This window comes from Succinivibrio faecicola (assembly GCF_019448115.1).
Classification (GTDB): domain Bacteria; phylum Pseudomonadota; class Gammaproteobacteria; order Enterobacterales; family Succinivibrionaceae; genus Succinivibrio; species Succinivibrio faecicola.
Genome location: NZ_JAGFNY010000006.1, coordinates 1 through 15,353 on the forward strand (window position 1 = coordinate 1; position 15,353 = coordinate 15,353).

At 36.7% G+C, this 15,353-nt stretch carries 13 protein-coding genes; 6 read left to right on the forward strand and 7 right to left on the reverse strand.

What is annotated here, in order from left to right:
• The first annotated feature begins 355 nt into the window (after positions 1 to 355).
• The gene (locus J5V48_RS02915) at positions 356 to 1,267 is read left to right on the forward strand and encodes an AraC family transcriptional regulator (protein WP_219936938.1); all 912 of its coding nucleotides are present in this window, start codon (positions 356 to 358) and stop codon (positions 1,265 to 1,267) included.
• A gap of 30 nt (positions 1,268 to 1,297) precedes the next feature.
• Complete coding sequence (locus tag J5V48_RS02920) at positions 1,298 to 1,678, forward strand: VOC family protein (protein WP_219936940.1); 381 nt, start codon at positions 1,298 to 1,300, stop codon at positions 1,676 to 1,678.
• Positions 1,679 to 1,751: 73 nt separating this feature from the next.
• Here J5V48_RS02920 and J5V48_RS02925 read toward each other — a convergent pair whose 3' ends face one another.
• The 5 genes from J5V48_RS02925 to guaB all read right to left on the reverse strand — a co-directional run bounded on the left by J5V48_RS02925 (position 1,752) and on the right by guaB (position 6,353).
• Positions 1,752 to 2,258, reverse strand: a complete 507-nt coding sequence (locus J5V48_RS02925) for a GyrI-like domain-containing protein (RefSeq protein WP_219936942.1) — start codon at positions 2,256 to 2,258, stop codon at positions 1,752 to 1,754.
• 208 nt (positions 2,259 to 2,466) lie between these two features.
• On the reverse strand, positions 2,467 to 2,751 hold the full coding sequence (locus J5V48_RS02930; protein WP_219936944.1) for a DUF3795 domain-containing protein: 285 nt from the start codon (positions 2,749 to 2,751) through the stop codon (positions 2,467 to 2,469).
• Positions 2,744 to 3,118: an MmcQ/YjbR family DNA-binding protein gene (locus tag J5V48_RS02935; protein ID WP_219936946.1), complete on the reverse strand. Its 375-nt coding sequence runs from the start codon at positions 3,116 to 3,118 to the stop codon at positions 2,744 to 2,746. The genes J5V48_RS02930 and J5V48_RS02935 overlap by 8 nt, the downstream gene beginning before the upstream one ends.
• Before the next feature lie 135 nt (positions 3,119 to 3,253).
• On the reverse strand, positions 3,254 to 4,822 hold the full coding sequence (gene guaA, locus J5V48_RS02940; protein WP_219936948.1) for a glutamine-hydrolyzing GMP synthase: 1,569 nt from the start codon (positions 4,820 to 4,822) through the stop codon (positions 3,254 to 3,256).
• Between the two features lie 64 nt (positions 4,823 to 4,886).
• Positions 4,887 to 6,353, reverse strand: coding sequence for an IMP dehydrogenase (guaB, locus tag J5V48_RS02945; RefSeq protein WP_219936950.1), 1,467 nt, complete (start codon positions 6,351 to 6,353; stop codon positions 4,887 to 4,889).
• Positions 6,354 to 6,795: 442 nt separating this feature from the next.
• On the opposite strand from guaB, the gene J5V48_RS02950 reads away from it, so the two are divergent.
• From J5V48_RS02950 to sppA, 4 genes are read left to right on the forward strand one after another with little or no spacing between them, the layout of a single operon-like run.
• Positions 6,796 to 7,104, forward strand: coding sequence for a hypothetical protein (locus J5V48_RS02950; protein ID WP_219936953.1), 309 nt, complete (start codon positions 6,796 to 6,798; stop codon positions 7,102 to 7,104).
• A gap of 4 nt (positions 7,105 to 7,108) precedes the next feature.
• Entirely contained in the window at positions 7,109 to 7,522 is a 414-nt protein-coding gene (locus J5V48_RS02955) for an NfeD family protein (protein ID WP_219936955.1), read from the forward strand.
• A 12-nt stretch (positions 7,523 to 7,534) separates the two neighbouring features.
• Complete coding sequence (locus J5V48_RS02960; protein WP_219936957.1) at positions 7,535 to 8,473, forward strand: SPFH domain-containing protein; 939 nt, start codon at positions 7,535 to 7,537, stop codon at positions 8,471 to 8,473.
• Positions 8,474 to 8,532: 59 nt separating this feature from the next.
• Positions 8,533 to 10,539, forward strand: a complete 2,007-nt coding sequence (gene sppA / locus J5V48_RS02965) for a signal peptide peptidase SppA (RefSeq protein ID WP_219936959.1) — start codon at positions 8,533 to 8,535, stop codon at positions 10,537 to 10,539.
• Positions 10,540 to 10,568: 29 nt separating this feature from the next.
• Here the strand turns inward: sppA and glgX are convergent, their stop codons facing one another.
• Together glgX and glgB are read right to left on the reverse strand one after the other, a co-directional pair.
• Positions 10,569 to 12,713, reverse strand: coding sequence for a glycogen debranching protein GlgX (gene glgX, locus J5V48_RS02970; RefSeq protein WP_219936961.1), 2,145 nt, complete (start codon positions 12,711 to 12,713; stop codon positions 10,569 to 10,571).
• A 182-nt stretch (positions 12,714 to 12,895) separates the two neighbouring features.
• The gene (glgB, locus tag J5V48_RS02975; protein ID WP_219936962.1) at positions 12,896 to 15,325 is read right to left on the reverse strand and encodes a 1,4-alpha-glucan branching protein GlgB; all 2,430 of its coding nucleotides are present in this window, start codon (positions 15,323 to 15,325) and stop codon (positions 12,896 to 12,898) included.
• Between the last annotated feature and the right edge of the window lie 28 nt (positions 15,326 to 15,353).

The following is a 15,353-nucleotide window of genomic DNA, read 5'->3' on the forward strand; positions in this document are numbered from 1 at the left end:
TCGCCTTCTGCACTTCGTTTTTTTGTCCCTCTTCCGAGGGCCCACACAGATTGTCCGTACTGATTTTTAAAGATCTGCATTAACGCTTGGTTAATGTTCGTTGTCGTTCGTGACAACGGAAATGCATTATAGACTTTTTTAAAATCTTGTCAAATACTTTTTTAATTTTTTGTAAAATTTTTGATAATTTTTAGGCAAATGGCTTATTTATGCGGTTCTTATTTTTGTTTACTCAAATTTGTTCCATAAAATCTGTTTTTTAAGCGATTTGGACAGATTTTTATAAAAATTGACAGTTTTATTTTTTTATTCTGAATATAATCAAAACATCTGTTATTAATCATCAGGAGTATTTATGGAATGGCTTTCTGCCTTAAATAGAACAATTGACTATCTTGAAAAAAATCTTCTATCAGAAAGTACTGCTGATGTTGCAAGTCATGCTGGCATATCCTCTGTTTATCTAAATAAAGGTTTTGAAATAATGACAGGTATGTCAATCAGTCAATATGTAAAAAACAGAAGACTTTACCTTGCAGCAGTTGAAATATTAAAAGGCGCAAAAGTTATCGATACTGCAGTCAAATACTGTTATACAACACCAGAAAGTTTTTCTAAAGCTTTTTACAGATTTCATGGTTTAACTCCACTGAACTTGAAAAAACATCCTGAAAGAATAAAGGTATTTCAGCCAATTTCCTTTTCCATCAGTATATCAGGTGGAGGAAAATTAAAAGTTAGATTTGAGAATTTGAAATCTACAAAACTTATTGGTTTTACTAAAACTTTCACTTTTGATGAAGCTTATAAACAAATACCAGTGTTTTGGAAAGAAAAACTAAACTCTATTCTTAGCAAATGCTGGAAAATGAATCAATCAGTAATCTCAAGCAACCAGATTACTGATTTGCAAAAAGCTGTAATCGAAAATAATATCGGCTGTTTTGGAGCATCCTTTGATTGTGAAGGTGAGCATTTCAAATACGGAATTTTAGGAGTTTTAAAAAACTCAGATATTGAAGCCTCTCAATTAGGTCTGGAAGTTTTAGAAATTCCTGATGGTCTTTATGCAAAATTCGAATCTGTAGGACCTCTACATGAAAGCATACAGGCTGTAAATAATGAAATTTTTACTAAATGGTTGCCAGGAAATCCAAAATACGAACTATCGCAAGGCCCCGTGCTTGAATATTATACAAATGGTGATATTCAGGATCAGAACTACAAATGCGAAATCTGGGTTCCTCTAAAGCAAAAGGATGAATAGATTTCACTATAACACATAAGGAATATATTTATGAAAATTGAACACATAGCTGCATGGTGTAACGATCTTGAAAAAACTAAGGAATTCTTTGTTAAGTTTTTTGAAGCACGTTCTAACGAAAAATATGTTAACAAAATAGGATTTGAATCATATTTTTTAAGTTTTGATTCTGGAGCCAGACTTGAACTTATGCATATGGATTCCATTAGCGATTATGGTCATTACAATGAAAGATTCGGTTTTGTTCATCTTGCAATTTCAGTCGGATCACAAAGTAAAGTCGATAAACTTACAAAACAGATTGTAGATGCCGGATATAAGCTATTATCAGGACCAAGACGAACCGGTGATGGTTACTATGAATCCTGCATTCAGGCTGAAGATAATCTTATTGTTGAAATAACAATTTAATTTTTAAGGCAGACAATTCTATTGTCTGCCTTAAATCTTTTAGCTACAGAGAATTATAAAAATCATTTCAAAATCACTTTTTAGTTACAGGAATCCATAGTTCACACTGATAAGCAAGATCAAAACAATCTCCTTGTGGATAGTATTCAAGTACAGGTGCATTTCTAAACTCAATTTCAGGATTACCTGGTAAATACTCCTTAAAGATCCAGTTTAATGCACTTGTTATACTTTCTGGTACAGCACCTGTACATGTTACCTTTGCATAAAGACCTGATGGTATATCTGCAACAGACAGATTGTCTGGAACTTTATCATTAGAAACTTCACCACAGATTAAATAGTCAAATTCATTTTCATTCACTGACACTGAGCAGCCAAAGCTTCCGACTCTACTATTTATTAAAAATTCTTCAAAAGCATCTTTAGCCTTATATCCATTTGAATATAATTTTTCTAGATTAGCTGAAAAACAATTTTTCCAAAATTCAGGAAGGACTTTAGATGCATTATCAAATGAGGCACGAGTCTTAAATCCAGCCAATTTCATGTTTGGCACATTTTCAAATTTAACTTTCATATCATTTACCTTATAAAAAGAAAAAATAACAATACTAAGGACTTAATGTATGATGAATATTGAATCAATCAACTCATCTGATTTCCTTGTACAAGGTAAATTCTAGGAGTTAGGCTGATTTAAAACTTGTCAATTTTTAGTTTTGTTTGTCCAATCAGAGTAAATCTGATTGAACAATTAAGGATTGATGGTAATATCTTTTTGAGAATTAATCATTCTTAAGAACTTTGATCCTCTGAAGAATACTATTTTCAAATTCTTTATCAGATAAGGAAGGATCTCTTGTGTTTTTCCAGATCAAGCAAGGAAGATCTTTACAGTTTGTACAAGACTCAAATCCATTTTTATTAACTGCACATTCATATATAGGACAGGCCAGACCTTTTGGTGCATGAAAAACTTTACCATGACAGGCATTACAACCTTCGCACATATTCTTGTACAAATGACATTTTGAACAATCCAAACCGCAACAGCTAATCAGACTATCCATTTTTTTCCTCGCTCAATATTTGTTTTTGCAATTTCTTCGTTAGTTTTTCAAATACTAGATTATATGATTTATCTAATAGCTCTTTTAATAATTCATCTTTAATAGAGCCATTTGCTTTAACAGAATTCCAGTGAGATTTGTTCATATAGTAGCCAGGAATAATATCTTCATACTCCTGCCTTAGCATATCTCCTTCAAGCGGATCGAGTTTGAGAGTTATATAGTATGGAGTATCAGTCTCATCAAGACAGACTGCAGCAAACATTTTTCCTCCAATCATATACCTAATCCAGTTCCACTCTGCTTGAAGATCTTTTGTTACACCGGCCTTTGAAAGTAGGAATTCGTCAATCCATGGATATTTCATTTTGTTTCCTTATTGTTTGTAAAAGTAAAACAAAACGGCAAAATAACGCATTTATATTTATCGCTATTTTGCCGTCCTTCAAGAAAAAAATATATTACTTTTTCTTTTATTTTATATAGTTAACAATATCTAGAGTTATTCCCACTCGATTGTTGCAGGAGGTTTACCTGAAACATCGTAAACAACCCTTGAAATACCATTGATTTCATTAATGATTCTGTTAGAGATGTGGCCTAACAGCTCATATGGTAACTCAGCCCACTTAGCAGTCATGAAATCAATTGTCTTAACTGCTCTTAATGAAACCACATAGTCATAACTTCTGTGATCACCCATAACACCAACAGCACGTACTGGTAAGAATACAGTGAATGCCTGACTTACCTTGTGGTACCAGCCTGATTTATTGAGCTCTTCCATGAAGATAGCATCAGCCTGACGAAGTAAATCAAGATACTCTTTCTTAACCTCGCCTAAAACTCTTACACCAAGACCTGGACCTGGGAATGGATGACGCATTACCATAGCCTCTGGTAAACCTAAAGCTACGCCAATACGACGAACTTCATCCTTGAAAAGCTCACGTAATGGTTCAACAAGTTCAAACTTCAAATCGTCTGGTAAACCACCAACATTGTGGTGTGACTTGATAACATGAGCCTTACCTGATTTCGCTGCTGCAGACTCAATAACATCAGGATAAATTGTACCCTGTGCAAGGAAATCTACACCTTCAAGCTTTCTTGCCTCTTCAGCAAAAACATCGATAAAGGTCTTACCAATAGCCTTACGCTTAAGCTCAGGATCAGAAATACCCTTTAATGCTTCAAGGAACTTATCAGATGCATCTGCATAAACAAAGTTCAGATCCATAGGCTCGAACATCTGCTTAACCTGAAGACCTTCATTGAGTCTTAAAAGACCATTATCAACGAATACACAAGTTAACTGCTTACCAATAGCTCTTTGAAGTAATAAAGCTGTAACAGAAGAATCTACGCCACCTGAAAGACCTAAAAGAACCTTTCTGTCACCAACCTGCTTACGGATACGCTCAATAGCATCATCAATAATTGCAGATGGAGACCATAAACCGTGTAACTTACATACATCAATTACGAATCTGCGTAAGATTTCGCCCCCCTGCTTAGAGTGAGTTACTTCAGGATGGAACTGAACACCATAGTACTGCTTTTGTGCATTGTAGATTGCAGCATATGGACATGTTTCAGTACTACCAACTGTAACAAAGCCATCAGGAATAGATGTAACCTTGTCACCGTGAGACATCCAAACATCAAGTTTGTTCTCACCTTCATGATCGGTTAAACCATCAAATAAGGGACACTTCTCTTTGATTTCTACAGTAGCATGGCCATATTCACGCTTTGAAGAGCCCTGAACTTTACCACCTAACTGAACAGACATTGTCTGAAGACCATAGCAGATACCAAGAACAGGAACGCCAGCTTCAAAAACATATGATGGGGCACGAGGTGAGCCCTGCTCAGTTGTAGACTCAGGACCACCAGATAGGATGATACCCTGAGCGTTGAATTCCTTAATAAGATTAAGATCAACATCATATGGATAGATTTCACAATAAACACCGATTTCACGTACACGACGAGCAATCAGCTGAGTAACCTGTGAACCAAAATCCAGAATCAGGATCTTTTCAGAATGGATGTTCTGTGAAGACATATTTTGAACTCTTAATTGATGGATAGGAATGTACCTGCATTAAAGCAGGTACAAATAAAATCGATTAAATGTGGCTCTGGTAGTTAGGAGCTTCCTTAGTGATGGTTACATCATGTACGTGAGACTCATTGAAGCCTGCATTTGTAATGCGAACGAACTGAGCCTTTGTACGTAACTCATCAATAGTAGCACAACCTGTTAAGCCCATAGCTGAACGTAAGCCACCCATCTGCTGATGAATAATGCCACGTAATAGGCCCTTATATGCTACACGACCTTCAATACCTTCAGGAACTAACTTGTCAGCAGCATTGTCTGACTGGAAGTAACGGTCTGCTGAACCCTTAGACATAGCAGCTAAAGAGCCCATACCACGGTATGACTTGAATGAACGGCCCTGATAAATCTCAATTTCACCAGGAGCTTCTTCAGTACCTGCAAACATAGAACCAACCATAACGCAGTTAGCACCAGCAGCAAGAGCCTTAGCAATATCACCTGAGTAACGGATACCACCATCAGCAATAACTGTAATACCGGTACCTTCTAATGCCTCAACAGCATTTGAAACTGCAGTAATCTGTGGAACACCGCAACCTGTAACAATACGAGTTGTACAGATAGAACCAGGACCAATACCAACCTTAACAGCATTTACACCTGCATCTGCTAAAGCTAAAGCACCAGCAGCTGTTGCAACGTTACCACCGATAATCTGTAATTCTGGGTATTCTTTACGTAAATACTTAAGTCTGTCCAACACACCCTGAGAATGACCGTGTGATGAGTCAACTAACAGAACATCAACACCAGCCTCAACTAAAGCCTTTGCTCTCTCTTCGTTACCTGCACCAGCACCGATAGCAGCACCAACACGTAGACGACCTAAAGCATCCTTACATGCATTTGGCTTGTTAGATGACTTCTGGAAATCCTTAACAGTAATGAGTCCCTTTAAGTGGAAAGCATCATCAACTACTAAAACCTTCTCAATGCGGTGTTTCTGCATTAAAGCCTGAACATTTTCACGAGACTCATTTTCACGAACAGTAACTAGTCTATCTTTAGGTGTCATAGCCTCATGAACCTTTACCTTACCATTTGTAAGGAAACGGGTATCACGACCTGTGATGATACCTAAAAGATTCTGATTGTCATCTACAACAGGGAAACCGCAGAAACCATTCTTAGCAGCCATCTGACGAACTTCATCAATTGTTGCCTCAGGATGAACAGTAATTGGCTTAATAACCATACCATTCTCATAACGCTTAACCTTAGCAACTTCCTGAGCCTGACGCTCAATTGACATATTCTTATGAATAAAACCGATACCACCTTCCTGAGCTAATGCAATTGCAAGATTAGACTCAGTAACAGTATCCATAGCTGAAGAAATCATAGGGATATTCAGCTGAATATTGGAGGTTAATCTAGTACGAAGATCTGCAGTATTTGGTAAAACAGTTGAGTGTGCAGGAACTAACAAAACATCATCGTATGTTAGAGCCTCTTCCATAATGCGTAACATATTATTCCTCCAGGTTTAGGATAATGCATATTGCAAATATTAAGGTGAATCCCTTAAAACTATATTTTTTAACTGCAGTACATTTTATGCACTGCATCTGTATAAAGAAGTCCGAGATACCGGACTGTCATTATTTGCTTAATTAAATTGATGTGACATTATACAAGAAAATGACATAAAAGATAAAAAAACTTTTGACTGTTTTTTTCAAAAACAGATTTTTTTTAAGGCTATGTTTGTAACAGCAATAATATAATTCTTAAGCTATCTTCATAATCTTGTGCTACTATTGAAGAAATGATTATAAAAACTACTATATAAGCATATGGACAGATATAAGGTTGTCAACGGCGACTATGTTGCTCTTATCGACAAAATCCTAAAGCAGAATCTAAATACTCTGCTTTGCTCAAATAACTTCTCTAAAAATGATTCTTCTGCTATGACTAATAAAGATGGCAGATGTGAAGTAACATATTCTGAAAATAGAATTAAACATACAGCAGTCAAAGATAAAGCAAAAATACAAAACAACAGCACTGTTTTATCAAAAACAGGTAAAAGAACCGTGCAAAAAGCGATAAAAGAAGAATCCAAGGCAAAAAATCGTGGAATTTATGTTTTTTTAGGACTGATGCTGTTTTTTATAATGATTTTTCTTGATATATTCAGCGAATATGTTTTCTTACTGTTTTTTATAGCTATCATCTATTTTTCAATAAGAAAAAGAGCGAAACAGCAAAAGGAGTAAAAGAATGGAACAGTATTTAATATGGCTGATAATTGCACTGGTTCTTTTAGGAACTGAAATGATGCTGGCATCAGTTTATCTTATTGCTTTCTTACTAGGCGCTCTTACAGCATCTGCCTGTGCGTTCTTTGGCTGTCCACTTACTATTCAGTGCACACTAGGAGCAATTGTAATTATTGCTGGTGTTATCTGTGCCTATTTTTATAGAAAGAAAATAGCTCTTTTGAATAACAAAATTTCATTAGACAATATCGATGAGGATCAGATAGTCTTTGTTGATAACATATTGGAAGATGGCACTGCAAAGGTTAAATACAGAGGTGCTCTATGGACTGCATATAAAGCTGACGGAGCGCCTATTACAAAAGGACAACATAAAATAGAAAAAATTGACGGAACTCGACTGGTTTTAAAATAAAGGAGAAAGGAAATGACTGAAGATGCAACTTCAAGCGGACTGATTGTCGCTCTTATATTTATTGTTATAGCCCTGATTTTTGCATTCAAGGCTATTAATGTTATCCCTCAGCAGACTGCATGGGTAATTGAAAGATTAGGAAAGTTTCACAAGATCTTAAATCCAGGTCTTAACTTTATTATTCCTTTTATTGATAAGGTAGCCTATAAGCACTCATTAAAGGAAATTCCACTTGATACACCAAGTCAGGTATGTATCACAAGAGATAATACTCAGCTGACTGTTGACGGTATTCTCTACTTCCAGGTTACAGATCCTAAACTTGCAAGCTATGGTACATCTAACTATCTTGTTGCAATTACTCAGCTTGCACAGACAACTTTACGTTCTGTCATTGGTAAAATGGTTTTAGATGAAACCTTTGAAGAAAGAGATGTAATAAACAATCAGGTTGTATCTGCTATTGATGAAGCAGCTCTAAACTGGGGTGTAAAAGTTTTAAGATATGAAATCAAGGATTTAACTCCACCTGCTGTTATTTTGCAGGCTATGCAAAGACAGATTACAGCAGAAAGAGAAAAGAGAGCTGTTATTTTCGAATCTGAAGGTAAAAAACAAGAGCAGATCAATCTTGCAAACGGTGCAAGAGAAGCTGCAATTGCAAAATCTGAAGGTGAAAAGCAGTCTGAAATCAACATAGCTGAAGGTAAGGCTCAGGCTACAATCGCAATTGCAAACGCAACAGCTCAGGCTATTGCAACTATTGCAAAAGCAACTGAGATTGAAGGTGGTAGCACAGCTGTTAACCTGAAGGTTGCAGAACAGTATATTGAAGCCTTTGCAAAACTTGCAAAAACAAATAACACACTTATCGTACCAAACAACCTGTCAGATGTATCTGGTATGGTAGGCTCTGTTATGAAAATTATTGAAGGCACCAAGCACAAGTAATAATTAAAAATCTAGAAAAAAAAACAAGGCGTGCCTTGTTTTTTTATTGAAATATCATTATGAATAAAGAAACTGTCGACTATACAAAACTGTCAGATTCAATGATCTCGCAGTCTAATCAGCAAAAAAAGACATCTTTTGAAAAGAATGCTACTCAGGCAAACACATCTAATAACGGCCATAGCGGTTTTTGTAAGGCTTTGCTTGCTGTAGGCTCTGCTATCACTTTTATTAGAAATCTTGTTTTAAACACACTTTTCATCATTATTCTTTTACTGGCTATCATCGGTATCAAAGCCTGTGATTCCCTTGTAGATGAAAATGCTGATTTACAGAAAGTAGCTACTGTCAGCAAAAAATCTGCTCCTGTACTCTTTTTAAATCTTTCAGGAACAATAAGCGATGCTCCTGAACCATCAGATGGTTATTCAAGACTTGCAAAGGAGCTTGAAAAAAACTTAAACAATACAAGCAGCACAGATGTTTTAAGTGTGGAAAGGGCCCTTAAGTATGCCTCAAAGGATAATTCTGTAAGAGAAATTTTTATTGATCTTAGCAACCTGTATTCAGTTACATTCAGCTCAGCATCAAGAATAGCTGAAGCAGTAAATAATCTTAAAAAGATAAGACCTTCATTAACTGTTACATCCTATTCAAACAGTTATACAAAAGGTGCATTCATTATTGCTAACGCCTGCGACAAAATTGTTCTGCATCCACTTGGCAATCTAAATTTCAAGGGTATGTCCTTATCAAATATTTATCTTAAAGATGCACTTGAAAATTTTGGCATAAAACCTCTTGTAATAAAGGCAGGTTCATATAAATCTGCTGTTGAACCTTTAACATCAAACAGTATGTCTGATGAAGTAAAAGAGGAATATACCGGCATTGTTAACGGTCTTTGGGAAGAGTACCTATCGGAGCTTCCAAATAAGAATGAAAGAAACAAGCTGAGTGCTCTTTTCTCCAATGAGCAAAAATACTTAGATTTACTTGCAAAATTTGATGGCGATGAAGCAAAGCTTTTAAATGAATGCCAGGTTGTAGATTATCTAAAGGATAAAATAACTATAACCCATGAATATGCAAAAAAATATGCCGTAAACAAAACAAATCCTTCTAAAGTTTATGTCATGTATGATGATTATCTAAAATACCATGACAGCAAGATTTCTGATAAAAAGAAAACAACTGCAACAGTTGCTGTTATATACGGTATTGGAACAATCACAGATCATTCTGATAATAAAGAAGCCTTCACACCTGCAAACATAAAAGATCAGTTGAAAAAGGCTGAAAAAATCAAAGATCTGAAAACTTTAATTTTTTACATTAACTCAGGTGGTGGCTCTGTCACAGCATCAGAAAGTATCAGAGCAATGATTAATGACTTTAAATACAGAAAAAATGTTAAAGTTATTGTTTCTATGAATTCTATTGCAGCATCCGGAGCATACTGGATATCAACTGCCGCAGATACAATCTACGCAACACACGATACAATTACAGGCTCAATCGGTGTCTTTGCAGTAATTCCTGATGTTCATGTTTTCCTGAACGATCATGGCGTATATCATGATGGTGTATCTACATCCGAATTTGAAAACTACTCTATCGCAAAAAAAATGCCTGAGGAAAACAGAGTTTTATATGCATATCAGATTATGTCTACCTACAAGAAGTTTCTTACTCTTGTAAAGCACAGCAAATATAAATTAAGACTTAAAGATCCAAAGGACTTTGCTGAAGGTAGGATCTTCTTGGCTAATGATGCAAGGAAACTTGGTCTTGTTGATAATATTGGAAATATTAACCAGATTTTGGTTAAAGAAAAGAAACTGCTTGCAAGACGTAAACATCCAAATGTAAATGTAGTACATATCGGAGCAGGTGACGACAACGGGATGTCTCTGATAAAGACAATTTTATCTTCAAAGGCTTACACCTTTATACCTAATGAATATCTAAAACTAACTCTTGATGTTATTAAGAGTGCAAAAGATAAACCTAATATTCAAAAAGGTATGGTGGCAATAAGCCCTGTAAGTGTTGATTTCAACTAAACTCATAAAAAAACACTCCGATACTATTTTTAATACTTACCAGCTTTTTTTAAGACCTTTATAGCATCTTCTTCTAATGAATTTTGATCTTCTTTTGCAAGAGAATAAGCAACAATACATGGGCAGTCTAATTTTCTTACATAGGATTCAATTCCATTTGAAGGAGCTCCGGTTTCATCTGAAGTATCAACAACCTCAATCCACTTGTATCCAAGTGGTGGTGGAGGAAGAATAAATTCAACTTCCTTATAATGCTGATTGATGATAAAACACCAGTGTTCAGTATCAAAACTGTTATCAGTCGTACCTACGGTTAAGGTAATTGCATCTGTATTTGGATCGTTCCATGCTCCAGAATCCATTGCACTACCATCTGGTTTAAACCAATGAGCTTCATAACTGTTAGAGCCTACATGATAATAATCACCAGCAAGAGTAAGCTCTCGTATCATTTTTGAAGATCGTCTTAACTTATTAAGTCTTGAAATGAATTTTTTGAAATTCTTGCTTCTTTTTGTTTCATTCCAATTATTCCAGGAAATCTCATTATCCTGACAGTAAGCATTGTTATTACCATTCTGTGTTTTACAAAGCTCATCACCAGAGAGAATATGAGGTATACCCTGTCCCATGATGACACTGGCCATCATATTTCTCTTTAAAAGATCACGACGGGCTAATACTTCCTTATCATCTGTAGGGCCTTCAACACCACAGTTAGATGAGAAATTCTCCATAGTTCCATCAAGATTATTCTCACCGTTCAAATCATTGTATTTAGTCGAATATGAAACTAGATCTTCAAGTGTGAATCCATCATGGTAGGTTACAAAGTTAACACTTGCATTGATTGATCTATATGAAGATGTGAAGATATCTCGAGATCCCAATAGTCTTGTTGCATACTGACCAATAAGACCATTATCTCCTCTCCAGAATCTTCTTACAGTGTCTCTGAATTTATCATTCTGCTCTGACCAGCCTGCAGGGAACTGACCTAAACGATAACCGTTTGGACCACAATCCCAAGGCTCTGCAATCAGAAGAGAACTTGCAATTGATTCAATACAGAAAGTTGACTTTAAAAATGCACTGTTATGATCATACTCATGGAAACTGTTACCATGAGTTTCTCTACATAATGTAACACCAAGATCGAATCTGAATCCGTCAATCTGATTTTCTGTAATCCAGTGCTTCATTGAATCAAGAACCAGATTTAAAGTTGGTCTTGCATCAACATTCACAGAATTACCACACCCAGTTACATCTCTATAGCTTCTGCAGTTGAGTGAACCGTCAGCATTTCTGTTGTATGTATAGTAACTTGGAGCATCAAACCCCTTCATGCTGAGAACAGGACCACCTCTACCGCCTTCACCGGTATGGTTGTATACAACATCAAGAATAACTGCAATGCCATTGCGATGAAGCTCTCGAACCATTGTTCTAAACTCGTTCAAGCTGTCTAATGGATTTACAGCATATCTTGGATCAGGGGCCATAAAGCAGACTGGATTGTATCCCCAGTAATTTACCAATCCTTTCTTAACCAAATGAGGTTCTGATATGAATGCTGCAATAGGATTAAACTGAACAGCTGTAATTCCAAGATCTTTTAGATGTTTTATTACACTATCGTGTATAACACCGAGATACTTGCCTCTGTGATTTACAGGAACATCAGGATGTATTGCTGTAAGACCTTTTACATTGCACTCATAGATAATAAGAGAATCACGACCGAAAGTAGGCTTTTCTACTCCCTGCCAGTCAAAATCATTATTCACAACAATTGCCTTTGGAATAAAGTTGGCATTGTCATGAAGATACTTGTTCATGTTATATGTAAAAGGTTTTGATAGAGCCTTTGCATATGGATCTACAAGATATCTGTCCTTTTTGAAGAACAGACCTTTTTCAGGACTGTATTCACCAAGCGCTTCATAGGCATATAAATCACCTACGCTAACACCAGAAATAAAACCATACCATACACCACCACGCTTTTCCTTTAAAGGAATTGAGGTAATTTCCTTTTCATCTTTTGTATAGATATGAAGAATAATTGAAGAAGCATTAGGAGCCCATACTGCAAAATAGCAACCGCCATTTTTTGGTGTTGCGCCTAATGGAAGTAGTCTTAAATCTATGTCTGTGCTCTGTGATTTCATAAGGTATTCACTTTGTTAATTGTAATTATTATTTTTAAGATTAGTTAAGCAATTTACTTATTGCAAGAAAATCAATTTCTAATTTTTTATTTTTCTAGCTTCAATCAAGAAAATCAATCCTTTTGATAATAAAAAAAGCTACATGGTCTTTCAACAATGTAGCTATTTTTGATCAATTATTTTTATTTGCTAGATGCAGTCTTTTTTGCAGTGCCAGAAGCTTTAGCAGTTGAAGACTTTGTTGCACTCTTCTTTGCTGGAGCTTTCTTTGCAGTGCTGCTCTTAGATGCAGTCTTTGCAGAAGGCTTCTTTTCAGCAGCCTTCTTTGAAGTTGCGCTCTTTTCAGTAGCAGCCTTTTCTGTTGTCTTCTTTGCAGTTGACTTCTTTGCCTCTACCTTAGGAGCAGATTTCTCACTTTTATCCTCTAGCTTATTTTTTTTTTCATCTACCTTCTTGATGAAAATAGTTGATAAAGGAGGAAGATCAAGAACAATAGAATGATAATTGTTCTGCCATGAGATATTTGAAGCAACTACCCTTACTGAGCCAGTACCGTAGCCACTGCCCCAGTACTCTTTACTGTCAGAATCAAAAATCACCTCATAGGTACCAGGCTCTGGCACACCTAAACGATATGCTACGTAAGGTACTGGAGTGAAGTTTGTAACAGAGAAGATATGGTCATCACCGTTAGAACGCATCATTGCAAATACACTGTGCTCAGCGTCATTTACATCAAGCCATCTGAATGACTCTGGATCATAGTCAGTCTTCCATAGTGCTGGCTCGCGTCTGTATAGATTGTTCAGATCCTTAACAAGCTTCTGGATACCTTGATGCTTTGGATACTTGAGTAACCACCAGTCTAACTGACTTGCCTCGTTCCACTCTGAGCCCTGACCGAATTCAGAACCCATGAAGTTTAACTTCTTACCAGGATGAGCGTACTGGAAACCTAAATATGCACGTAGGTTTGCAGCCTGCTGCCACTCATCACCAGGCATCTTGTATAACAGAGAATGCTTGCCGTGAGTAACTTCATCATGAGAAATTGAAAGAACGAAATTCTCATTGTATGCATAGATCATTGAGAATGACATTTCACCATGATGATACTTTCTAAAGAAAGGATCAGTCTGCATATACTCAAGAGAGTCATGCATCCAACCCATGTTCCACTTGAATGCGAAGCCTAAACCACCTGCATATGTTGGACGTGAAACGCCGGTAAATGCTGTTGACTCCTCAGCAATGGTCATTGCATGAGGATACTTCTTGTATACCTCTTCATTGAACCACTTTAAGAAGCTTACAGCCTCATAGTTGATATTACCGCCATCTACATTAGGGATCCACTCACCATCTTTTCTTGAGTAATCCCAGTAAAGCATTGAAGCTACGGCATCAACACGTAGACCATCGATGTGGTACTTATCAAGCCATACCAATGCAGAAGCGATAAGGAAACGACGAACTGTATCACGACCGAAATCATAAATTAATGAATTCCAGTCAGGATGCCAGCCACGACGTGGATCTTCATATTCGTAAACACAGGTACCATCAAACTTAGCCAGACCAAAAGCATCTGTTGGGAAGTGTGCAGGAACCCAGTCAAGAATAACGCCGATACCATTCTGGTGGAAAGTGTCAACGAAGAACTTGAAGTCATCGATTGAACCAAATCTTGATGTTGGAGCAAATAAACCTGTTGGCTGATAACCCCAGGATCCTGAGAAAGGATGCTCCATTATTGGCATAAGCTCAATATGAGTGTAGCCCATTTCCTTGACGTAATTTAACAGATCAACAGCAAGTTCTCTGTATGACAGAGGCTGACCATTGTCATCACGCTTCCATGAACCTAAGTGTAGCTCATAGATTGAGATTGGCTGCTCAAGCTTGTTGTTAAGCTGTGACTTCTGCCACTCCTGATCGTGCCATGTATAGCTGTTCTGATCAGAAATAATAGAAGCAAATGAAGGATACTGCTCATGGAAGAATCCGACTGGGTCAGCCTTGTGAGGAAGTCTGTTGCCATATGGATCCTTGATTTCATACTTATAGCGAAGGCCTGCACCTAAGCCTGGTACGAATAATACCCAGTGACCTAATAAAGAACGTGCCATTGGTAAACGACGGCCGTCCCAGAAATTGAAGTCACCGATAACACTTACAGCAGTAGCAGATGGAGCATATACAGCAAATTTAGTACCTTTAATCTTTACACCGTCGATCTCTACTTCAATAAGCTGAGCACCTAAGGTCTTATAGATATTTGCAGGATCCTCATTCATGGTTGATAAGCCATAGAATGCCTCATCACGGAACTGATAAGGATCGATCACATCAACCTGTGAATCCTGATAGTACACCTTGAACATATAGTGGAATGGCTGGTCCACATTCAACTGAACCTCAAATAAACCATCTGGGTTTACAAGGTTTAAAGTTGCAACCTTGTTCTTGCCATCAATTGTATATACATCTACACCCTTTGCATCAGGAAGCCATGCTCTTAAAACATAACCGTTCTGACCTTCAACCTTCTGAAGACCTAATGTTTCAAAAGGATTGCCAACCCTGGCATTATTTAAATCGTCAATTAACATTGAACGTACACTCCTAATATTTATTGTT